Annotated in this window: 18 protein-coding genes and 1 tRNA gene; 8 read left to right on the top strand and 11 right to left on the bottom strand. The window is 68.8% G+C overall.

Going from position 1 to position 20,980, the window contains the following annotated elements; translation table 11 throughout:
• Positions 1–27 precede the first annotated feature (27 nt).
• The 6 genes from AVME950_RS06390 (at position 28) to AVME950_RS06365 (ending at position 6,833) form a co-directional block, all read left to right on the top strand.
• Complete coding sequence (locus tag AVME950_RS06390; RefSeq protein WP_284429160.1) at positions 28–909, top strand: ABC transporter permease; 882 nt, start codon at positions 28–30, stop codon at positions 907–909.
• A 14-nt stretch (positions 910–923) separates the two neighbouring features.
• Positions 924–1,913 carry an ABC transporter ATP-binding protein gene (locus tag AVME950_RS06385; protein WP_284407575.1) on the top strand — a complete coding sequence of 330 codons (990 nt, stop codon included), beginning with the start codon at positions 924–926 and terminating at the stop codon, positions 1,911–1,913.
• Positions 1,910–2,962, top strand: a complete 1,053-nt coding sequence (locus AVME950_RS06380) for an ABC transporter ATP-binding protein (RefSeq protein ID WP_284407576.1) — start codon at positions 1,910–1,912, stop codon at positions 2,960–2,962. The genes AVME950_RS06385 and AVME950_RS06380 overlap by 4 nt, the downstream gene beginning before the upstream one ends.
• Positions 2,959–4,155, top strand: a complete 1,197-nt coding sequence (gene argE, locus AVME950_RS06375) for an acetylornithine deacetylase (protein WP_284429159.1) — start codon at positions 2,959–2,961, stop codon at positions 4,153–4,155. Before AVME950_RS06380 ends, argE begins: the two co-directional genes overlap by 4 nt.
• Before the next feature lie 22 nt (positions 4,156–4,177).
• The gene (locus AVME950_RS06370) at positions 4,178–5,809 is read left to right on the top strand and encodes a methyl-accepting chemotaxis protein (RefSeq protein WP_284429158.1); all 1,632 of its coding nucleotides are present in this window, start codon (positions 4,178–4,180) and stop codon (positions 5,807–5,809) included.
• Between the two features lie 115 nt (positions 5,810–5,924).
• Positions 5,925–6,833 carry a glutaminase gene (locus AVME950_RS06365; RefSeq protein WP_284429157.1) on the top strand — a complete coding sequence of 303 codons (909 nt, stop codon included), beginning with the start codon at positions 5,925–5,927 and terminating at the stop codon, positions 6,831–6,833.
• A gap of 218 nt (positions 6,834–7,051) precedes the next feature.
• Here AVME950_RS06365 and AVME950_RS06360 read toward each other — a convergent pair.
• From AVME950_RS06360 to AVME950_RS06325, 8 genes are all read right to left on the bottom strand, one after another.
• Positions 7,052–7,139, bottom strand: a tRNA-Ser gene (locus tag AVME950_RS06360).
• Between the two features lie 49 nt (positions 7,140–7,188).
• Positions 7,189–7,854, bottom strand: a complete 666-nt coding sequence (gene ureG / locus AVME950_RS06355) for an urease accessory protein UreG (protein WP_284429156.1) — start codon at positions 7,852–7,854, stop codon at positions 7,189–7,191.
• The gene (locus tag AVME950_RS06350; protein WP_284429155.1) at positions 7,851–8,591 is read right to left on the bottom strand and encodes an urease accessory protein UreF; all 741 of its coding nucleotides are present in this window, start codon (positions 8,589–8,591) and stop codon (positions 7,851–7,853) included. Before AVME950_RS06350 ends, ureG begins: the two co-directional genes overlap by 4 nt.
• 11 nt (positions 8,592–8,602) lie before the next feature.
• Positions 8,603–9,286 carry an urease accessory protein UreE gene (gene ureE / locus AVME950_RS06345; protein WP_284429154.1) on the bottom strand — a complete coding sequence of 228 codons (684 nt, stop codon included), beginning with the start codon at positions 9,284–9,286 and terminating at the stop codon, positions 8,603–8,605.
• An 8-nt stretch (positions 9,287–9,294) separates the two neighbouring features.
• Positions 9,295–11,037 carry an urease subunit alpha gene (ureC, locus tag AVME950_RS06340; RefSeq protein ID WP_284429153.1) on the bottom strand — a complete coding sequence of 581 codons (1,743 nt, stop codon included), beginning with the start codon at positions 11,035–11,037 and terminating at the stop codon, positions 9,295–9,297.
• A gap of 50 nt (positions 11,038–11,087) precedes the next feature.
• Complete coding sequence (locus AVME950_RS06335) at positions 11,088–11,420, bottom strand: urease subunit beta (protein WP_272564743.1); 333 nt, start codon at positions 11,418–11,420, stop codon at positions 11,088–11,090.
• A 47-nt stretch (positions 11,421–11,467) separates the two neighbouring features.
• Positions 11,468–12,073 (bottom strand): HupE/UreJ family protein, encoded by a 606-nt coding sequence (locus AVME950_RS06330; protein WP_284429152.1) that lies wholly within the window; start codon positions 12,071–12,073, stop codon positions 11,468–11,470.
• Positions 12,074–12,127: 54 nt separating this feature from the next.
• Entirely contained in the window at positions 12,128–12,430 is a 303-nt protein-coding gene (locus AVME950_RS06325) for an urease subunit gamma (RefSeq protein ID WP_092745910.1), read from the bottom strand.
• A gap of 134 nt (positions 12,431–12,564) precedes the next feature.
• Between AVME950_RS06325 and AVME950_RS06320 the strand changes: the two genes are divergently transcribed.
• Positions 12,565–16,227 carry a hybrid sensor histidine kinase/response regulator gene (locus tag AVME950_RS06320; RefSeq protein ID WP_284429151.1) on the top strand — a complete coding sequence of 1,221 codons (3,663 nt, stop codon included), beginning with the start codon at positions 12,565–12,567 and terminating at the stop codon, positions 16,225–16,227.
• Positions 16,228–16,238: 11 nt separating this feature from the next.
• Positions 16,239–17,300 carry a response regulator gene (locus AVME950_RS06315; protein ID WP_502869380.1) on the top strand — a complete coding sequence of 354 codons (1,062 nt, stop codon included), beginning with the start codon at positions 16,239–16,241 and terminating at the stop codon, positions 17,298–17,300.
• A gap of 40 nt (positions 17,301–17,340) precedes the next feature.
• On the opposite strand, the gene AVME950_RS06310 is transcribed toward AVME950_RS06315, so the two are convergent.
• From AVME950_RS06310 to AVME950_RS06300, 3 genes are all read right to left on the bottom strand, one after another.
• Positions 17,341–18,135 carry a hypothetical protein gene (locus AVME950_RS06310; protein WP_284429149.1) on the bottom strand — a complete coding sequence of 265 codons (795 nt, stop codon included), beginning with the start codon at positions 18,133–18,135 and terminating at the stop codon, positions 17,341–17,343.
• Positions 18,125–20,038 (bottom strand): potassium transporter Kup, encoded by a 1,914-nt coding sequence (locus tag AVME950_RS06305; RefSeq protein ID WP_502869367.1) that lies wholly within the window; start codon positions 20,036–20,038, stop codon positions 18,125–18,127. Before AVME950_RS06305 ends, AVME950_RS06310 begins: the two co-directional genes overlap by 11 nt.
• Positions 20,039–20,260: 222 nt before the next feature.
• On the bottom strand, positions 20,261–20,950 hold the full coding sequence (locus AVME950_RS06300) for a DUF3334 family protein (protein WP_284402360.1): 690 nt from the start codon (positions 20,948–20,950) through the stop codon (positions 20,261–20,263).
• Between the last annotated feature and the right edge of the window lie 30 nt (positions 20,951–20,980).

The raw sequence follows: 20,980 nt of genomic DNA, 5'->3' as shown, positions 1-20,980 counted from the left end.
CGCAACCCCTGTCCCAGAAAGCCTCCCATGAACTCCTCATTTCAGCAGCTGCTGCATACCTTCGCGCGCAGTCGCATCGCGCTCGCCGGCTTCACCCTTCTGGCTGCCATGCTGCTGTGCGCATTGCTCGCGCCGTGGATCACGCCCCAGATGCCATACGACCTGTCGCAGCTCAACCTCCAGGATGCGCGCCAGCCGCCCGGGGGAGCATGGTCTGAAAAGCCGGGGCACACCTATGTCCTCGGCACGGACGACCAGGGCCGCGACATGGTGTCCGCCATCGCCTTCGGCCTTCGCATCAGCCTCTTCGTCGGGATCGTCAGCACCTTGATCGCGCTGCTGATCGGCGCCGTCCTGGGGCTCATTGCAGGGTACGCAGGGGGGCGCACGGAGACCGTGATCATGCGCATCGCGGACATCCAGCTATCGTTTCCTGCCATCCTCATCGCGCTCATCCTGCTGGCGGCGTTGGGGCAGGGCGTCTGGAAGATCATCGCCGCCCTGGTGGCCGTGCAGTGGGCCTACTACGCACGCACCACGCGCAGCGCAGCCCTGGTCGAACGCAGGAAGGAATATGTCGAAGCGGCCATTCTCCAGGGCCTCTCGCGCACCCGCATCGTGCTGCGGCACCTGCTGCCCAACTGCCTTCCTCCACTCATCGTGGTCGCGGCGCTCCAGGTGGCGGGAGCCATCTCGCTGGAGGCAACCCTGTCCTTCCTTGGCATCGGGTTGCCGATCACGGAGCCCTCGTTGGGGCTGCTGATCGCCAATGGCTTTCAGCACATGCTGTCCGGCAAGTACTGGATCAGCCTGTTCCCGGGACTGGCCCTGGTGGCGCTCATCGTCAGTATCAATCTGGTCGCCGATCGGCTCAGAGACGTTCTCAACCCCCGTCTGCAACAGAACTAGAAAGGATTGCGATGATGATGTTCAGCCCAACCATTCCCACGTTGGAGGTGGAAGACCTCAAGACCTACTTCTTCACCGAAGCGGGCGTCGCCAAGGCGGTCGATGGCGTGAGCTTTTCCATTGCTCCCGGCCAGGTCATGGGCCTGGTGGGAGAGTCGGGATCGGGGAAGTCCATGACAGGCTATTCGATCGTCGGGCTCATCGACAAGCCCGGTGAGATCGTTGGCGGCAAGGTGCTGTTCAAGGGGCAGGACCTGCGCACCCTGCCGCAGGACCAGTTGCGAAAGCTGCGCGGCAAGAGCATCGCGATGATCTTCCAGGACCCGATGATGACCCTCAACCCGGTGCTCACGGTCGGCACCCAGATGGTGGAAACCGTGCTGGCGCACGAGCGCATCAGCCGGGAGGGGGCGCGGCAACGCGCCTGCGAGGCCCTGGCGCGCGTTGGCATCGCTTCGCCGCATGAGCGGCTGGCCGCGTATCCCCACCAGTTCTCGGGCGGCATGCGGCAGCGCGTGGCCATCGCGATCGCCTTGTTGCACAAGCCCGATCTGATCATTGCGGACGAGCCGACCACCGCGCTGGACGTCACCATCCAGGCGCAGATCCTGTGCGAGATGCAAAAGCTCTGCAGGGAGTCCGGGACATCGCTCATCTGGATCACCCACGATCTCTCCGTGGTAGCGGGCCTGGCGGACACGGTCTCGGTGATGTACACCGGAAAGATCGTCGAGTTCGGAACCGTCCAGGACGTGTTGCTGCGTCCGATGCACCCGTACACGCGCGGCTTGATCAACTCGCTGCCGTCGCGCAATCCAAGGGGTGCTCCCCTGCGCCAGATCGATGGGTCGGCGCCGCCTTTGCTGTCGCTTCCCAAGGGATGCACTTTCCGCGAGCGCTGTCCCGCGGCCGGGGCGGAGTGCACTTTGCCTCCCCCGGTCCGCAAGCTGAACCAATCCACGGTGAGCTGCTGGTCCCCCTTCACTGCGCAGGTGATGTCATGAGCATTCTTTCCCCTTCTGAAATCGGCCTCGCGCCGGTGTCCGGCGCGCTGGCCAAGCCGCCGTTGCTGGAGTTGAAGAACATCAGCAAAAGGTTCTCTCCACCCTCGGACATCGCGCAACGCATCGCGATGCGCATGGGCCTGGCCAAGCCGGTGCCCACGGTGCATGCGGTCAACGACGTGTCGCTGGCCGTACGCGCCGGAGAGGTCGTGGGGCTGGTGGGTGAATCGGGTTGCGGCAAGTCCACGCTCGGGCGACTGGCAGTCGGTTTGTATTCGCCGTCGGAGGGCACCAGGTCCTGGCAGGGGCGTCCGATGGACACCCTGTCCGCGCAGGAGCACCGGCGCGCGCGCCTGGACATCCAGATGGTGTTTCAGGATCCCTATGCCAGCCTCAATCCGCGGATGCGAGTGCAAGACCTGGTGGGCGAAGCGGCCCGTGTGCACGGTCTCGTGTCGCGCGGGCAGCAACGGGAGATGGTGTCCGCGCTCCTGGAGAAGGTGGGTTTGCCGACGACGGTGCTGCGCCGCTTTCCCCATCAGTTCTCCGGCGGGCAGAGGGCACGCGTGGGTATCGCACGCGCTCTGGCCCTTCAGCCCAAGTTCCTCGTGTGCGACGAGGCGGTGGCTGCACTCGATGTGTCCATCCAGGCCCAGGTCATCAATCTCTTCATGAAGCTGCGAGAAGAGTTGAACTTGACGTACCTGTTCATCAGCCACGATCTCAGCGTGGTGCGGCACATCAGCGACCGGGTGGTGATCATGTACCTGGGCCGGGTGGTGGAGGAGGCCCCGGTGGAGGCCTTGTTCAGCCGCCCCAACCACCCCTACTCGCAAGCCCTGCTGGCTGAGACACCAACGCTGGAAGTGCGCAAGAAGACCTTCGTCGCCGTGCAGGGCGAGATTCCTTCGCCGCTGGCGCCTCCGTCGGGCTGCCACTTCCATCCCCGTTGCCCCCATGCGGTCGCACGGTGCAAGGTGGAGCAGCCCGTGCTGCGGGCCATCGACACCGCGCACCGTTCCGCCTGCCATCTGAATGATCTGAAATGAACGACCGCATCCCCATGCCGAGCCTGGCAACCCTCGATATTGCCAGGACCCTCATCGGCTTCGACACCACGAGCCGCGAATCCAACCTGGGGCTCATCGAATGGGTCCGGGATGAATTGCGCCACCTGGGCGTGGCCACGCGGCTGACGTACGACGCGGGCCGCACCAAGGCCAACCTGTTCGCGACGCTGGGCGAGGAGGGGCCGTCGGGCGGCATCGTGCTGTCCGGTCACACCGACGTCGTGCCGGTGGATGGGCAGGACTGGCTGAACGATCCGTTCAAAGCCGAGATCGCAAACGGCCGCCTTTTCGGGCGGGGCAGCTGCGACATGAAGGGCTTCATCGCGTGCGCCCTTGCCGCTGCACCGCAGATGCTTTCGCGCCAACTGGCGCGGCCACTGCACCTGGCGCTCTCGTACGACGAAGAGGTGGGTTGCATCGGCGTGCGCGGGCTGCTGGCAGACCTCGCAGACCAGGGCATCCGGCCCGCCGCCTGCGTGGTGGGCGAGCCCACGCTGATGCAATTGGTCATTGCGCACAAGGGCTACCGCTCCATGCGGTGCTGCCTGCAGGGCCGGGAGGCCCATTCCTCCCTCACCCCCAGCGGCCTCAACGCCATCGAGTACGGTGCCCAGATCATCGTGCAGCTGCAGAAGATGGCCGAAAAGGAAGAAAAGTACGGCCACCGCGATGGCGACTTCAACGTTCCGTTTTCAACGCTCAATTGCGGCACCATCCAGGGCGGCATCGCGCCCAATGTGGTGGCGAAGGACTGCGAATTTTCCGTGGAACTGCGCTACCTGCCCGATGGCAGCGGCGAGCGGCTGCTCGACGACCTGAAGGCCTTTGCCGAAACGCAGGTGCTCACGCAGATGCGCGCACGCTATCCCTCGGCCACGCTGCGCTGGACCACCCTGAGCGACACACCGGGATTGAGCATGTCGCCCTCGTCGCCTTTCGTGCAGTGGCTGCGCGGGCTGTCGGGCAACCCGTCCCGGCTGGGGCGCGTGGCCTACAGCACAGAGGCGGGCCTGTTCCAGCGCGCGGGAATCCCGACGGTGATCTGCGGCCCGGGCAGCATCGAGCAGGCCCACCGCCCCAATGAATACGTCGAGCTGAGCCAGCTCGCCGCGTGCGAGGACTTCCTGCAAACGATCGTATTGCATGCGGGCGATTGCCCGCCTGGGCACTGACTGCGGCCACCGAGGTACCTCCATGAAATTCCCTCTCGCGCTTTCCATCGGCCAACGCATGGCGCTTGGTTTCGTGTTCGTGCTCGGCCTGTTGATCGCGGTGGCGGGCTTGCACGTCGTGGAGTCGCGTGCCACGGGCTCGCGGCTGCGGACCATCGTGGAAAACAACAACCCCAAGAGTAGCCTGGCGCAGTCGATGCTCAACCACATCAACGAACTGGCCGTGCAGGCGCGCACCATCACGCTCCTGACCGATACCAAGGACATCGCGCTCGAGGTACAGGCGCTCGAAGCCGCCCTGGCCGCCTACGGCCGGATCGAAACGCATCTGGAGGGCCGGATCGGCGAATCGTCGATGTCGCCGCAGGAAGATGTGCTGCTGCGGGAAATCGCCCAAGCCGCTCGCGCAACCGTACCCCTGGTGCGGCGCGCCGCCAAGGAAGGGCAGGAGGGCGCCAACATCGAAGCCACGATGACCTTGATGGAAAAAGTGCGGCCCCAGGAAGCGGTGTGGCGGCGCAAGGTGGCAGAGCTGGTGGCCCTGGAGGAAGAGCTCAATCGGTCGGGGTACGAGCAGGCCCAGGCCGCACAGTCGCGGGCTGGCTGGCTCATGGGCGGGCTGGTGGTGCTGGCCCTCGTGGTCGGTGCGCTGGTGGCCTGGCGCATCACCCGCAGTGTGACGCGCCCGGTGGCGAAGGTGGTTGCAGTGGCTGAGCGCATCGCCCAGGGAGACCTCACCTCCGCCATCGAACTCGATGCCCGGGATGAGGTCGGGCGCCTTTTGCTGGCGATCCTGTCGATGCAGGATCGGCTTCGCGACTTGGTCGGGCAGATCCGCGTGTCGGTGGATTCCATCGAGATCGCGAGCAAGGAAGTGGCCGACGGCAACATGGACCTTTCGCGCCGCACCGAAACAACCGCGTCGAGCCTGCAGCAGACGGCCGCCTCCATGGCGCATCTCATGGGCACGGTGCAGCAGAACGCACAGGCAGCGGGGCATGCGAACCAACTGGCGTCCGATGCTTCCCAGGTCGCGCTGCGGGGTGGGGCGGTGGTCAGCCAGGTGGTTGCAACCATGCAGGAGATCCATGAGAGCTCGCGCAGGATTGCGGACATCATCGGCGTGATTGACGGTATCGCCTTCCAGACCAACATCCTGGCGCTCAACGCGGCCGTGGAAGCCGCACGGGCCGGCGAGCAAGGCCGGGGATTTGCGGTGGTGGCATCCGAAGTGAGAACGCTTGCCCAGCGAAGCGCCCAGGCTGCGAAGGAAATCAAGTCCCTGATCGGAAGCTCGGTGGACCGCGTCGGGGTCGGTGGGCGACTCGTCGGCGAAGCCGGCGCCACCATGACCGACATCGTGGAAAGCGTACAACGCTTCACCAACATCATGCGGGAGATCTCCAGCGCGGCGCATGAACAATCGAGCGGAATTGGCGAAATCAACCGGGCGATCACCCAGCTGGACCACATGACCCAGCAAAACGCCGCCCTGGTCGAAGAATCCTCGGCGACCGCAGCGGGCCTGAGAGGGCAGGCCCAGGCGCTGTCGCGCACGGTGACGGTGTTCAAGCTCGAGCCTGGCGTTCTTCCCGTGGCCCTGGCGCCCCCGTATCCACCCCCTGCGCTGAACCGCCTCACCCTGGCGCCTTGAACGTCGGGACGTTCCGGACCTGCGGGGCCCGCCACCGCGCGCTTGTCCGTCTGCGCAATGCCTGCCGGTGGGGGGGCTTTGCACCGGGGGGCGCTGCACTTTTCAAATTGTCCGAATGCAGAATCTTCTCGAGCGCACCGCCAGCGCGGTGCGTCCATTGGCCCGCACGGGCCGCGTGGCCAGCTACATCCCCGGTTTGGCGGATGTAGAACCTTCGCAGTTCGGCATCGCCATTGCCACGCTGGAGGGCGACATCTACGCAGCCGGCGACTCCGACCAGCCGTTCTCGATCCAGAGCATTTCCAAGGTGTTTGCGCTCACCCTGGCGATGCGTCTGAAGGACGATGAACTCTGGGCGCGTGTGGGGAGACTGCCTAGTTCGAACCAGTTCAATTCGCTCATCGAACTGGAACTGGAGGAAGGCAAGCCGCGCAACCCGTTTCTCAATCCCGGGGCGCTGGCGGTGTCCGACATGCTCAGCAGCCGCAACACCCAGATGGAACTGGCCGTGCTGTCGCTCCTGCGCGATCTTTCGGGCAATGCGGCGCTGCAGTACGACCTTGATGTGGCAAGGGGCGAGTTCGCCTGCGCGCACAGGAACCTGGCGGCCGCGCACCTGATGAAGAGTTTTGGCAATTTCCGCAACCCGGTCGAGGACGTCGTGAAGGCGTATTGCGCCCAGTGCGCGATCGCAGCCAGCTGCAAGGACCTGGCGGTGGCCGCGCTGTTTCTTGCCAATGGCGGTGCTGACCTGCGCATGCGCAAGGTCCTGGAAGCCCGCCAGGCCCAGCAGGTGTGCGCGCTCATGATGAGCAGCGGGACCTACGAAGCCTCCGGTGAAACCGCCTTTAGCATAGGGTTGCCGATCAAGAGCGGAGTCGGTGGTGGCGTCCTCGCCGTGATTCCCCGGTTTGGCACGGTGTGCTCCTGGTCGCCGCCATTGGACGAGAAGGGGAACTCTGTCGCCGGGTTGAAAGCCATCGAGCTCGTTGCTGCCGAACTGGACAGAACGGTTTTTTCTTGACGAGAACCGCAAGCCAACGGGTTGAACCTTCGCCTGGTTCACCCCTGCGCCATGGGCGGCGAGCTGCATCGCACCGGCCGCACCAGACCATGTTTGATCCGATCACCCTACGAAGATGAGTGGCCCCTCACCAGGCCGTTGAGCTTGAAGTTTGCAACCGCGCGCTGAGTGCAAGTCATGCTTCAAGTCCCAATGCATGGGGTGCTGCTTTTTCGTTGTGGCGGAGACTGTGAGATTCGAACTCACGGACGGTTGCCCGTCGGCAGTTTTCAAGACTGCTGGTTTAAACCGCTCACCCAAGTCTCCGCAAACTGGCGCGTATTCTAGCCGGCCTCCACATCCCCGCCCCCGCGCGTCAGGCCGCCTGCAGCAGGCCCTTCTTTTCGATGAAGGCCACCACCTCGTCCAGACCCTGCAGGGTTTTCAGATTGGTCATCACGAAGGGCTTGGTGCCGCGCATGCGCGTGGTGTCGGCGGCCATCACGTCCAGGTTGGCGCCCACGTGCGGGGCCAAGTCGGTCTTGTTGATGACGAACAGGTCGCTCTTGGTGATGCCGGGGCCGCCCTTGCGGGGGATCTTCTCGCCCGCGGCCACGTCGATCACGTAGAGCGTGAGGTCGCTCAGCTCGGGGCTGAACGTGGCCGCGAGGTTGTCGCCGCCGCTTTCGATGAAGACGACGTCGGCGTTCGGAAACTGCGCCAGCATGCGGTCGATGGCCTCCAGGTTGATGGAGGCGTCTTCGCGGATGGCGGTGTGGGGGCAGCCGCCGGTTTCCACGCCCAGGATGCGTTCCGCGGGCAGGGCGCCGCTCACCGTGAGCAGGCGCTGGTCTTCCTTGGTATAGATGTCGTTGGTGATGGCGATGAGGTCGTGCTTGTCGCGCATGGCCTTGCACAGCATTTCCAGCAGGGTGGTCTTGCCCGAGCCGACGGGGCCGCCGATGCCCACGCGCAGCGGGGGCAGGGGCTTGGTGCGGTGGGGGATGTGGTGCAGTGCGGTGGTGCTGATGGTGGTGTTCATGATCGGAAGAGGCGGGAGTATTGGGTTTCATGCTGCGCCGACAGGATGGCGAGCATGGGCGAGAAGGCCTGGCGGTCCGCGTCGCCGGTGTGCAGCGCGGCGTCGGTGGCGGCGGGAATGGCGGCGGCCAGCCGGGCCAGGATGCGCTGGCCGGCGCTCTGGCCCAGGGGCACGGCCTTGAGCGCGGCCTGCACCATGTTCTCGGCCCAGCCGAAGGTGTAGGCCAGCAGCACGTCGCGCGCTCCGGCTTCGGTGCCGGCGGCGGCCAGGGCGAAGGCGACAGGGTAGGTGGGGGTGGGCGGCAGGGCGGCGAGCGCGGCCACGTCGTGCAGCCGGGCGGCGTCGCCCGCGTGCTGGTTGCGCAGCCAGTCGGCGAGCGACCGGCCCATCTGCTCGGTCTGCAGGCGCATTTCGCTGGTCTCGCGCGTTTGCAGCACCCAGTCGTTCAATTGGCGCACGCGGGCGTGGTCGGCGGCGCGCCAGTCGGCCAGCGCCTGCTGCAGCACGGCCATGTCGCCGCGCGCCTGGGTGAGCTGCAGTTGCGCGGCCAGCCATTCGGCGGCGGCGGCTTCGGTGGTGACGCCGGCGCGCTCCACCGCCACTTCCAGCCCTTCGGAGTACGAGAACCCGCCCACCGGCAGCGCCGGCGAGGCCAGCCAGATGAGCTGCAGCAGGCTGGCGGCGGGCAGGGCCGTGGGGGCTTGGGGTGGTGGGGCGTTGCAGTCGGGGGCCGTCATCCCGGCGTCAATCAAGGGTGGTGGTGCGGGTGATCGCACTTCGCATGGTCATGGTCGTGGCCATGGGCGTGCGCATCGCCGTGATCGTGGCCATGGCTTGCATGGCGGTGCCCGTGGTCATGCCCATCGCCGTGCGCGGGGCCGGCGGCGTCGTGCGAAGGGGCTGCGCGGTCGTGGTCGTGGTCGTGGCCATGGGCGTGACCGTGGTCATGGCCGTGGTGCCCGTGCCCATGGTGTCCGCCCGCCGCATAGGCGCCGCCCTCGGGCTCGAAGGGGGCATCGATCGCGTTCACGATCAGGTGCATGGCGCGCAGCATGTCGGCCAGCACGTGGTCGGGCTCGATCTGCAGGTGGGTGGGCGTGAGTTCGATGGGCACGTGCCGGTTGCCCAGGTGGTAGGCGGCGCGGGTCAGATCGAAGGGGGTGCCGTGGTGGGCGCAATGGGTGATGCGCAGCACCGCCTGGGGCGCGGCGATCACGCGGACCAGGGCGCCGTCCTCGGCCACCAGCACGTCGCCGCCGCGCACGGCGGTGCCCCGGGGCAGGAAGATGCCCAGCTCCCGCCCGGTGGAGTCGGTGGCGGCGAAGCGGCTTTTCTGGCGCGTGTCCCAGTCGAGTTCGAGGGTGGCGGCGCGCTTGACGAGCACGGGCGCGAGGCCCTTGCCCTGGGCGATGAGTTTGGAGACTTGAAGCATGCGTGCGATCAGAACAGAAAGTAGCGTTGCGCCATGGGCAGCACGGTCGCGGGCTCGCAGGTGAGCAGCTGGCCGTCGGCGCGCACGGTGTAGGTCTGCGCGTCGATCTCCATGCGCGGCGTGTAGTGGTTGTGCACCATGTGCTGCTTGCGCACGCCGCGCACGCCGCGCACGGCGCTGAGCGGCTTGGCCAGGCCGAAGCGCTCGCCGATGCCCGCGGCCAGCCCGGCCTGCGACACGAAGGTGAGCGAGGTGCGGGCCAGCGCACCGCCGAAGGCGCCGAACATGGGCCGGTAGTGCACGGGCTGCGGCGTGGGGATGGAGGCGTTGGGGTCGCCCATGGCGGCCATGGCGATGAAGCCGCCCTTCAGGATCATGGCGGGCTTGACGCCGAAGAAGGCGGGCTTCCAGATCACGATGTCGGCCCACTTGCCCACCTCCAGGCTGCCCACCTCGTGGCTGATGCCGTGGGCGATGGCGGGGTTGATGGTGTACTTGGCCACGTAGCGCTTGATGCGCGTGTTGTCGTTGCGCGCGGTGTCGCCGTCCAGGGTGCCGCGCTGGGCCTTCATCTTGTGGGCGGTCTGCCAGGTGCGCAGGATGACCTCGCCCACGCGGCCCATGGCCTGGCTGTCGCTGCTCATCATGCTGATGGCGCCCAGGTCGTGCAGCACGTCTTCGGCCGCGATGGTTTCCTTGCGGATGCGGCTCTCCGCAAAGGCCAGGTCTTCGGCGATGGAGGCGTCCAGGTGGTGGCACACCATGAGCATGTCCACATGCTCGTCCAGCGTGTTCACCGTGTAGGGCATGGTGGGGTTGGTGGAAGACGGCAGAAAGTTGGCCTCGCCCACCACGCGCAGGATGTCGGGCGCATGCCCGCCGCCCGCGCCTTCGGTGTGGAAGGCGCAGATGCCGCGGCCCGCCACGGCGGCGATGGTGTTCTCGACGAAGCCGCTCTCGTTGAGCGTGTCGGAGTGGATGGCGACCTGCGTGTCGGTGGCGTCGGCCACGTCCAGGCAGTTGCTGATGGCCGCCGGCGTGGTGCCCCAGTCCTCGTGCAGCTTGAGGCCGATCACGCCCGCGTCGATCTGCTCGTGCAGCGCGTCGGGCAGGCTGGCGTTGCCCTTGCCGAGAAAGCCGAGGTTCATGGGAAAGGCGTCGGCCGCCTGCAGCATGCGCTCGATGTTCCAGGGCCCCGAGGTGCAGGTGGTGGCCAGCGTGCCGGTGGCCGGGCCGGTGCCGCCGCCCAGCATGGTGGTCACGCCCGAGGCCAGGGCCTCTTCGATCTGCTGCGGGCAGATGAAGTGGATGTGGCTGTCGATGCCGCCCGCGGTGACGATGTTGCCTTCGCAGCTGATGATCTCGGTGCCGGGGCCGATGACGATGTCCACGCCGGGCTGCGTGTCGGGGTTGCCGGCCTTGCCGATGGCGGCGATGCGCCCGCCCTTCAGGCCGATGTCGGCCTTGACGATGCCCCAGTGGTCCAGGATGAGCGCGTTGGTCAGCACCGTGTCCATGGCGCCCCCGGCCGTGGGGCCGGTGCCCTGGCCGTCGCGCGTGCGCTGGCCCTGCGCCATGCCGTCGCGGATGGTCTTGCCGCCGCCGAACTTGACCTCTTCGCCATAGGCGCCGGCGCGCAGCGTGTAGTCCTGTTCCACCTCGGCGATGAGCCCGGTGTCGGCCAGGCGCACGCGGTCTCCGACGGTGGGGCCGAACATCTCGGCATAGGCGCGTTTGGACACAGTGGCCATGGGAATGCTCTCCAGCTCTCGGGCGGTTCGAAAAGGGATGGGGTCGGTGTTCAGGCGGCGGCCGGGGCTGGCGGCTCGCCCAGCGGCCCCTGCGTGAGGCCCCGAAAGCCGTACACCGTGCGGTCGCCCGCGTAGTCCACCAGTTCCACGGTGCGCTGCTGGCCGGGCTCGAAGCGCACCGCCGTGCCGCTGGCGATGTTCAGCCGCATGCCGCGTGCGGCATCGCGGTCGAAGCCGAGCGCGCCGTTGGTCTCGGCGAAGTGGTAGTGCGAGCCGACCTGGATCGGCCGGTCGGCGGTGTTGCGCACCACCAGGGTGAGGGTGCGGCGGCCGGTGTTGAGCGCGTGCTCGCCGTCGTCGATGAGGAGTTCGCCGGGGATCATGGGGTGGGTTCGCAGTGGATGGTGCAGTGGTCGATGCGTTGGGCCGCTCAGGCCATGCGCACGAGCAGCGTGGCGCCCAGCAGCGCGGTCGAGGCGCCCGCCACCACGGCCAGCCAGCGGTGGCGCGCCACCACGGCATGGCCCAGGGCGATGCCGGCGGCGTGCAGCGCGGCGGTGGCGATCACCATGCCGGCCAGGGCCAGCCACTGGCCGCTGCCGCCCAGTTCGGTGCCGTGCGCCGCGCCGTGGAAGAACGCGAACGCGCCCGCCAGCCCCGCGGCCAGCGGCAGGGCCAAGTGGCGGCGCCAGGCGACCAACAGGCCCAGCACCAGCAGCGAGGCGGCGATCATCGGCTCCACCGCCGGCACCGCCACGCCCAGGAAGCCGGCCGTGGCCCCCGCCACCAGCAGCGCCACGAAGGCGGCGGGCGCCAGCCACACGGGGCGCACGGCCAGCGCGCTCCACACGCCCACGGCCAGCATGGCGGCCAGGTGGTCCAGGCCGGTGAAGGGATGGACCAGGCCGTCGAGGAAGCCGGCGTCGGCATGCAGCGCATCCTCCGCGCCATGGCCCGGGTGGGCGAAGGCGAGGGCGGGCAACAGCAGCAGCGCGGCGGCGGAGACGAAGGAGCGGGTTTTTGCTTCTTTTTTCATAGCATCAAGGGCAATGGGTACTAGGGCGTGAGAGGGATTTGGTTCAAAAACCCGTCACACGATGGGCTGGTGCACGGTGACCAGCTTGGTGCCGTCGGGGAAGGTGGCTTCGACCTGGATGTCGGGAATCATCTCGGGCACGCCTTCCATCACGTCGGCCCGCGTGAGCACCGTGCGGCCCTCGCTCATGAGCTGGGCGACGGTCTTGCCGTCGCGCGCGCCCTCCATCACGGCGGCGCTGATGAGGGCCATGGATTCGGGGTAGTTGAGCTTGAGTCCGCGCGCGCGGCGCCGCTCGGCGAGCAGCGCGGCGGTGAAGATCAGGAGCTTGTCTTTTTCGCGGGGGGTGAGTTCCATGGCGCAGCGGGCGGTGGGAGGGCAAAGGGGACGGAATGCCGCATGGTAGTCAGCAATCGCCATGCCCGTCCATACGCCGGATGGCGGTGGTGGCCCCGCGTGGCATGGAACCTGCACCCCGCGCCCCTGCCCCCATGACGCCCGCCAGCCCCGCCACCGCCCCCGCGGCCCCTTCGCCGGCCCCTTCTTCGCCGGCGCCCGCCGACCACCTGGCCGCCGTGCCGCAGCAGGTGGTGAAGGTGCGCCGCGACTACAACAGCTGGGTCGCCACCGAGACGATGGAGGACTACGCGCTGCGCTTCACGCCGCAGCGCTTTCGGCGCTGGTCCGAATGGCGGGTGGCCAACACGGCGTTCGGCGCGGCCTCGTTCCTGGTCCTGGAGGCGGTGGGCGCCACGCTGCTGGTGCAGTACGGCTTTTTGAACGCCTTCTGGGCCATCGTGGCCACGGGGCTCATCATCTTCCTGGCGGGTCTGCCGATCAGCGTGTACGCCGCGCGCTACGGCGTGGACATGGACCTGCTCACGCGCGGGGCGGGCTTTGGCTACATCGGCTCGACCATCACCTCGCTGATCTACGCCACCTTCACCTTCATCTTCTTCGCACTGGAGGCGGCCGTGATGGCCTATGCGCTGGAGCTGGCGCTGGACATCCCGCCGCGCTGGGGCTACCTCATCTGCGCGCTGGCGGTGATCCCGCTGGTCACGCACGGGGTGTCGGCCATCAGCCGGCTGCAGGTCTGGACGCAGCCGCTGTGGCTGGTGATGCTGGTGGTGCCGTTCGTGTACGTGCTGGTGCGCGATCCTGGTGCATTCACCGGGGTGGTGCACTACGGCGGTGAATCCGGTGCGGTCTCCACGTTCAATCTGCCCTTGTTTGGTGCGGCGCTCACCGTGGGCATCGCCCTCATCACCCAGATGGGCGAGCAGGCCGATTACCTGCGCTTCATGCCCGCGCGCACGCCGGCCAACCGCTGGCGCTGGTGGCTCGGGGTGCTGGCCGGCGGGCCGGGCTGGGTGGTGCTGGGCGTGGTCAAGATGCTGGGCGGCGCGCTGCTGGCGTACCTGGCGATCAGCCACATGGTGCCGGTGGAGCGCGCGGTGGACCCGAACCAGATGTACCTGGCGGCGTACGAATACGTGTTCCCGCACTACGGTTGGGCGGTGGCGGCCACGGCGCTGTTCGTCGTCGTCTCGCAGATCAAGATCAACGTGACCAATGCCTACGCCGGCTCGCTGGCGTGGAGCAATTTCTTCTCGCGCCTGACGCACAGCCACCCGGGGCGGGTGGTGTGGGTGGTGTTCAACACGCTCATCGCGTTCATGCTCATGGAGATGAACGTGTTCAAGGCGCTGGGGCAGGTGCTGGGGCTGTATTCCAACCTCGCCATCGCCTGGATGATGGCGGTAGTGGCCGACCTGGTGGTGAACAAGCCGCTGGGCCTGTCGCCCCGGGGCATCGAGTTCAAACGCGCGCACCTGTACGACATCAACCCGGTGGGCGTGGGGGCCATGGCGCTGGCTTCGGGGCTGTCCATCGTGGCGCACCTGGGGCTGTTCGGGCCGCTGGCGCAGGCGTTCTCGGCCGTGATCGCCATGGTGACGGCCTTCGTCGCGGCGCCGCTCATCGCCTGGGCCACGCGCGGGCGCTATTACCTGGCCCGGCCCGCCGGTGCCCAGGCGCCGGCCGTGGGCACGCCCGGGGCCTGGGCGGTGCAGCGCTGCGTGGTGTGCGAGCGCGAGTACGAGGCGCCCGACATGGCGCAATGCCCCGCCTACCGCGGCACCATCTGCTCGCTGTGCTGCACGCTGGATGCGCGCTGCGGCGACATGTGCAAGCCCCACGCGCACCTGGCCGTGCAATGGAGCGCGGCCCTGCGCTGGGTGCTGCCGCGGCGGGTGTGGCGCATGCTCGACACGGGCCTGGGCCACTTCCTGCTGCTGATGCTGGTGATCGCCCCGCTGCTGGCCGCGGTGTTCGGGCTGTTCTACCACCAGGAGCTGCAGACGCTCACCCCCCTGGCGCCCGACAGCGGCCCGGGCACCGCCGCCGTGCCGGGCACGCATGCCGCGCTGCGCTCGGGGCTGCTCAAGGCCTATCTGGCGCTGCTGGTCATCTCGGGCATCGTGGCGTGGTGGCTGGTGCTGGCGCACAAGAGCCGCAAGGTCGCGCAGGAGGAATCCAACCGCCAGACCCACCTGCTGCAGCGCGAGATCCACCTGCACCGCCAGACCGACCAGGCCCTGCAGGAGGCCCGCCGCATCGCCGAGCACGCGCGCTCGCAGGCCGAGCAGGCACGCGGCGTGGCCGAGGAAGCGCGCGAGGAGGCCGAGGGCGCCCGGCTGCTGGCCGACCAGGCCAACCAGGCCAAGAGCCGCTACATCAGCGCCATCAGCCACGAGCTGCGCACGCCGCTCAACAGCATCCTGGGCTATGCCCAGCTCATGGGCGAGGACGCCGCCGTGCCGCCGCACCGCCAGCAGGCCGTGAGCGTGATCCGCCGCGGCGGCGAGCATTTGCTGTCGCTCATCGAAGGCACGCTGGACATCGCCCGCATCGAAAGCGGCAAGCTCACGCTGCAGGTGCGGCCCATGCGCTTTGCCGACTGCCTGCACGAGATGTGCGACATGTTCGAGCCGCAGGCGCGCGCCAAGGGGCTGGCGTTCCGCTTTGAGCCGCAGGGCACCTGGCCCGAGTGGGTGCGTGGCGACGACAAGCGCGTGCGCCAGATCCTCATCAACCTCATCGGCAACGCCATCAAGTTCACCGCCAGCGGCCATGTGCGGCTGGCGGTGCGGCACGCGCGCGAGCTGGCCCTGATCGAGATCGAGGACAGCGGCCCGGGCCTGACTGAGGCCGAGCGCGCCAGCATCTTCGAGCCCTTCGCGCGTGGCGCGGCCAGCAGCCAGGGCGCCGCGCCCGGCGCGGGCCTGGGGCTCACCATCGCCAAGATGCTCACCGAACTGATGGGCGGCGAGATGACGGTGACCAGCACGCCGGGCGCGGGCGCGCTGTTCCGCATCCGCCTGTTCCTGCCCGAGGTGCACCCGGGCGCAGTGGGCGAGGCCCTGGGCCCCGCGCGCCTGCGCGCGCCGCGCCGGGGCTACGCCGGCCCGCGCCGCCGCCTGCTGGTGGTGGACAACGAAGAGGCCGACCGCGAGCTGCTGGTGCAACTGCTCGCGCCGCTGGGCTTCACCCTGCGCACCGCCGCCAGCGGCCACGACGCGCTGGACCTGATCGCGGCCGGCTACCGGCCCGATGCGGTGTTCATGGACCTCGCCATGCCGGGCATCGACGGCTGGGAGACCATCCGCCGCCTGCGCCAGCTCGAAGCCGCCGTGCAAGGCGCGCAGGCGCCCGCGCACATCGCCGTGGTCTCCGCCAACGCCTTCGACAAGGGGCTGGAGAACGATGGGGGCATCCGCCCCGAGGATTTCATCGTCAAGCCCGTGCGCCACAGCGAATTGCTGGACTGGCTGGAGCGGCGCCTGGCCCTCGTCTGGATCGAGGATGGGCCGGCGCCGTCCGCGCCACTCGCTCCGGGCCCGACCTCGGAGCCGCCCCGGGGTCCCGCCGCCGATGCGCTGCCCGACCCGTCCCGCCTGCCGGCCCTGTCCGAAGCCGTCGAGCTGGGCTACTACCGCGGCGTGCTCAACCAGCTGGGCGCCATCGAGGCCGCGCAGCCCGGCTGCGCGGCCTGGGTGGGCGAGGCGCGCGACCATGCGCGGCAGTTCCGTTTCGAGGCCATCGCCCGCATGGTGGCCGAGGCCGCCGCATCCCATCCTCCTTCCCCATGACCGCGACCGCCATGCTCCCCACCGATGCGCTGCCCCTGGATGCCACCGCGCAGGCGCTCGACCGCACCCGCGCCGACGTGGTGCTGATCGTGGACGACGTGCCCGACAACCTCGCCGTGCTGCACGACGCGCTCGACGAATCCGGCTACACCGTGCTCGTGGCCACCAATGGCGAGACCGCGCTGTCGCGCGCGGCGCAGGCGCTGCCCGACGTGGTGCTGCTCGACGCGATGATGCCGGGCATGGACGGCTTCGAGGTCGCGCGGCGGCTGAAAGGCCTGCCGGCCACCGCGCACATCCCCATCATCTTCATGACCGGCCTGACCGAGACCGAGCACCTGGTCGCCGCGCTGGACGCGGGCGGCGTCGACTACGTGACCAAGCCCATCAAGCCCAAGGAGGTGCTCGCGCGCATGAACGTGCACCTGCAGGGCGCGCGCCGTGCCCGCCAGGAGATCCGCCAGGCCGGCCAGGCGCGCAACGCGCTCGACGCCTTCGGCTACGCCAGCATCACCGTGCGCGCGAGCGACGGCCGGCTCATGTGGCAGACCGCCCTGGCGCGCGAGCTGCTGCACGGCTACTTCGGTGGCGGTGCGGCCACCGGCGCGGCGGGCGAGGCCGTGCCGGTGCCGGCCTTCGCGCCCGCGCCGGTCACCGAGTGGCTGCAGGCGCAGCTGCCCCGCCTGGCCGATCTGGCCGTGCAGCAGCTGGAGCCGCCGCGCCTGGTGGTGGAGCAGGGCGCGCGCCGCCTGTCGTTCAGCCTGCACCAGCAGACCGGTGACAGCGAAGGCGGCGGCGACTGGCTGATCGTGATGCGCGAGGTGTCCGACGCCGCCGTGATCGAAGCCATGGGCCTGTCGTTCAAGCTCACCGCCCGCGAGGCCGAGGTGCTGTACTGGCTCGTCAAGGGCAAGACCAACCGCGACATCGGCGACATCCTGGGCGCCAGCCCCGCCACGGTCAAGAAGCACCTGGAGCGCGTGTACGTGAAGCTGGGCGTGGAAACGCGCACCGCCGCGGCCGGCATCGCCATGGCGCGCATCCGGCAGACGCATCCGCAGTTCGAGGGCTGAGCGCCACGGCGTGCGGGCCCCGGTGGGTGCAGCGCTGGCGCTAGAACCGCACCCCGGTGGACAGCCGCAGCATGTTCTGCGGCGTGAAGTTGACCTGCGGGTCCCATGCGGCGCGCACGAACCACTCGGGCCAGTCGTAGCCTACCGACAGGCCGGCGCGGCGGATGAACCGGCCGTCCACCGTGCCCTGCTTGGCCAGCAGGTCCACGGTGAGCCGCTGGCCGCCCGGCCGCGGGCTGCGCCACACGAGGTGCAGGTTCTGCTGGTCGGGGTTCTGCCGGTTGTCGCGCACCAGTTGCAGCGCCAGGGTGTCGCCGCTGGTGAAGCGGTGGCTGCCGTACACGCTGTAGGCGTCGTTGGGGTCGAAGTTGAGGTTGGCGTAGTTGCGCAGGTTGGTGCGCCCCAGGCCCGCGCCCACCACCCAGGTGGTGCCGGTCTCCAAGGCCAGGCTGCCGCCGACGAAGCCGCCCGAGGCGATCTGCACCGAGGGCAGCACCCGCCAGTCGCCGAAGGCCACGGTGCGGTCCCACCCCGCGCGCGGCATGGAAAAGCCCAGCGCGGGCGAGCGGAACGCGCCCACCCACCAGTGGTCGTCGCCACGGGTGTAGCGCAGGTTCACGTCCAGCCCGGGCCCCGAGGGCAGGCCGCCGCCGGACACTTGGTAGAGGCCCGTGGTCAGCTTGAAAGGCAGCGGCGTGTCGGGATCGGTGTCGGTGGCCGCGCGGGCGGCCGGCGCGGCGAGGGCCGCGGTGCCGAGGGCCGCCAGCACGGCGGCGCGCGCCAGGCGGCGCAGCGGGGCGGACAGCCGAGGGGAGGGCCGGGCGTCAGCTCGCACGGCGGCCGATCTCGATCAGGCGGTTGTCCGGCAGCCGGAAGTAGTCGGACGCGCGCGCCGCGTTGCGCTGCAGCGATCCGAACACGGCCTTGCGCAGGGCGCCCAGCCCTTCGAGCCGGCCCGTGCCCAGCGAGGCGCGCGAGGTGAAGTACGAGGTGGACATGGACTCGATGTGCAGGCCCTTCTGGTAGGCCAGCAGGCGCAGGTATTCGGGCACGTCCGGCCGCTCCATGAACCCGTGGCTGGCGGTCACGCACCACACGCCGTGGCCCAGTTCCTGGGCGTTCAGGCGATCGGCGGCCGGCACGCGCGGCACCGGGCGGGTGCGCACGGCCAGCACCACCACGCGCTCATGCAGCACCTGGTTGTGCTTGAGGTTGTGCAGCAGCGCGTGGGGCACGCTGTCGGCGTCGGCGGTCATGAACACGGCGGTGCCGCGCACGCGGTGCGGCATGCCGTGCGCCAGGGCCTCGATGAAGGGGGCGAGCGGCATGCGCTCCTGCGCCGCCGCCTGCTCGGCCACGCGCCGGCCCTTGGCCCAGGTGGTGAAGACGAACATGACCAGCGCCGCCACCGCCAGGGTCAGCCAGCCGCCGTCGGCGATCTTCAGGCTGTTGGCCACGATGAAGGTCACGTCCACCAGCGCGAAGCAGCCCACGCCCAGGCCCACGGCCAGCGGGTTCCAGCGCCACAGCCGCAGCGCGACCACGCCGGCCAGCAAGGTGGTGGTGAGCATGGTGAGCGACACCGCGATGCCGTAGGCGGCCGACAGCGCGCTGGAGCTGCGAAAGGCCAGCACCAGCAGCAGCACGCCCGCCATGAGCAGCCAGTTCATCGTGGGCAGGTAGATCTGGCCGATGGCGGTACCCGAGGTCTGCACGATGCGCATGCGCGGCAGGTAGCCCATGCGGATGGCGTGCGCCGTCATGGAGAACGCGCCCGAGATCACCGCCTGCGAGGCGATGACGGTGGCGCAGGCGGCCAGCACCACCACGGGCACGGTGGCCCAGGGGGGAAAGAGCCGGAAGAACGGGTTGTCGATGGCCGCGGGGTTGGCCAGCACCAGCGCGCCCTGGCCGAAGTAGTTGAGCACCAGCGACGGCAGCGCGATGAACAGCCACGCCAGCCGGATGGGTGTGGCGCCGAAATGGCCCATGTCGGCATACAGCGCCTCGCCACCCGTGAACGCGAGGAACACCGCGCCCAGCACCGCCAGCGACTGCGCTGGGTGCGTGGCCAGGAACTGCACCGCCCAGCGCGGGTCGATGGCCTCCAGCACGTGCGGGTTCTGCGTGATCTGCCAAAGGCCGGACACCGCCAGCACGCCGAACCACAGCACCATCACCGGCCCGAACACGCGGCCCACCGATTCGGTGCCCCGGCGCTGCACGAGGAACAGGCCGATCAGCACCAGCAGCGTGATGGGCACCACGTAGGGCTTGAACACCGGCGTGGCCACCTCCAGCCCCTCGACCGCCGACAGCACCGAGATGGCCGGCGTGATGAGGCTGTCGCCATAGAACATGGCCGCGCCGACCAGGCCCAGCCCGGCGACGGCCTTCCACGCCCACGGGCGGGCGCCGCCGCGCTCCAGCGCCTGCGCGGCCAGGCCCTGCAGCGCCAGGATGCCGCCCTCGCCGTCGTGGTCGGCGCGCAGCACGAACACCACGTACTTGAGGGTGACCACCAGCATCAGGCCCCACAGCACCAGCGACAGCAGGCCCAGCACCGCGGCGCGGTCCAGCGCCACGCCGTGTTCGGGGTTCAGGCATTCCTTGAAGGCGTAGAGCGGCGAGGTGCCGATGTCGCCGAACACCACCCCCAGCGCGGCGATCATCAGGGCGGATCGGGCGGCGAAGCCGCGGGCAGCGGGCGCGTGTCCGGGCGCCGGAAGGGAGGTCATTGCGGAGTGCGGGGGCAGTGAAGGGTCGGCGCATTGTGCGCCGGCGGCCGCGCGCGGTCACGGGCGGCGCGAACCGGGTGATGCCGGCGCGCAACGCTGTGGCAAGGCCTGGGGCGGAAAAGGCCTCCAGCGCAATTTCAACTAGGGCGTGTTGCTATCAATTAAATAGCATCTCGGCGGCGGTGCCTTCGTGGCCTGCCACCGCATCGGCCCGCCCCGCCGTCACATGCCCAGCGACTTGAGCAGGTCGTCCGTGTCGCTGGACGACGCGGCGGCCGGCACCGGGGCCGCGGCCTTGGGCTCACCGGCCTGGGCGATCAGCGCGTCGGGATCGGGGGCTTCCTGCGGCTCGAAATCGACGAGCTTGATGAACTCGGTGCGGTCGATCGCCAGCTCCAGATAGAAGATGTGGTTGCTGGCCGTGTAGAAGGTCACGCGGCGCGCCTCGGGCTTGTCCAGGTTGGCGTCCACGCTCAGCATCACCTGCTTGTTCAGCGCCAGCATCTTGGGCTGGTTCTGCGTGATGTGGGTCTGCAGCTCGCGGCGCACCTTGCCGGTGAAGTCGCCCACCACCTGGTTCATCAGCTCGCCCATCACGTTCGACACCTCGTCCGAGGTGTAGGAGCTGGCCAGGTCGTCCTTGGACATGCCCATGCTCAGCAGGTAGCTCTGGTAGAGCTCCATCGCCGCTTCCTTCGAGAAATTGATGATCACCAGGCCCGAGAATCCGCCGTCGAACAGCACGAAGCAGCCGATGTCGGGGCGCAGGCAGGTCTTGGTGATGCGCTGGACCATGCCGGAGTAGTGGATGGGGCTCTGCGTGGCCACGCTGAGCACCCGGGTCACCGAGTTGCAGAGGCTGATCAGCAGGTCTTCGGTGCCGTAGACGATGGAGGGGGTTTGTGCGCTCATGGTGTGCAAGGGGAAAGGGGAGGGGGACGA

This window comes from Acidovorax sp. SUPP950, from assembly GCF_030158935.1.
In the GTDB taxonomy this organism is placed as follows: Bacteria; Pseudomonadota; Gammaproteobacteria; order Burkholderiales; family Burkholderiaceae_C; genus Paracidovorax.
The sequence above is the reverse complement of the archived record's forward strand: the minus strand, read 5'-3'. Positions and strand labels throughout refer to the sequence as shown.

Coding starts and splice junctions, on each gene's coding strand:
- argE (WP_284429159.1), top strand. CDS start 2,959: ATGAACGACCGCATCCCCATGCCGAGCCTGGCAACCCTCGATATTGCC.
- AVME950_RS06380 (WP_284407576.1), top strand. CDS start 1,910: ATGAGCATTCTTTCCCCTTCTGAAATCGGCCTCGCGCCGGTGTCCGGC.
- AVME950_RS06350 (WP_284429155.1), bottom strand. CDS start 8,591: ATGACGGCCCCCGACTGCAACGCCCCACCACCCCAAGCCCCCACGGCC.
- AVME950_RS06325 (WP_092745910.1), bottom strand. CDS start 12,430: ATGGAACTCACCCCCCGCGAAAAAGACAAGCTCCTGATCTTCACCGCC.
- ureG (WP_284429156.1), bottom strand. CDS start 7,854: ATGAACACCACCATCAGCACCACCGCACTGCACCACATCCCCCACCGC.
- AVME950_RS06330 (WP_284429152.1), bottom strand. CDS start 12,073: ATGAAAAAAGAAGCAAAAACCCGCTCCTTCGTCTCCGCCGCCGCGCTG.
- AVME950_RS06385 (WP_284407575.1), top strand. CDS start 924: ATGATGTTCAGCCCAACCATTCCCACGTTGGAGGTGGAAGACCTCAAG.
- AVME950_RS06315 (WP_502869380.1), top strand. CDS start 16,239: ATGCTCCCCACCGATGCGCTGCCCCTGGATGCCACCGCGCAGGCGCTC.
- AVME950_RS06365 (WP_284429157.1), top strand. CDS start 5,925: ATGCAGAATCTTCTCGAGCGCACCGCCAGCGCGGTGCGTCCATTGGCC.
- AVME950_RS06390 (WP_284429160.1), top strand. CDS start 28: ATGAACTCCTCATTTCAGCAGCTGCTGCATACCTTCGCGCGCAGTCGC.
- ureC (WP_284429153.1), bottom strand. CDS start 11,037: ATGGCCACTGTGTCCAAACGCGCCTATGCCGAGATGTTCGGCCCCACC.
- AVME950_RS06335 (WP_272564743.1), bottom strand. CDS start 11,420: ATGATCCCCGGCGAACTCCTCATCGACGACGGCGAGCACGCGCTCAAC.
- ureE (WP_284429154.1), bottom strand. CDS start 9,286: ATGCTTCAAGTCTCCAAACTCATCGCCCAGGGCAAGGGCCTCGCGCCC.
- AVME950_RS06305 (WP_502869367.1), bottom strand. CDS start 20,038: ATGACCTCCCTTCCGGCGCCCGGACACGCGCCCGCTGCCCGCGGCTTC.
- AVME950_RS06370 (WP_284429158.1), top strand. CDS start 4,178: ATGAAATTCCCTCTCGCGCTTTCCATCGGCCAACGCATGGCGCTTGGT.
- AVME950_RS06300 (WP_284402360.1), bottom strand. CDS start 20,950: ATGAGCGCACAAACCCCCTCCATCGTCTACGGCACCGAAGACCTGCTG.
- AVME950_RS06320 (WP_284429151.1), top strand. CDS start 12,565: ATGACGCCCGCCAGCCCCGCCACCGCCCCCGCGGCCCCTTCGCCGGCC.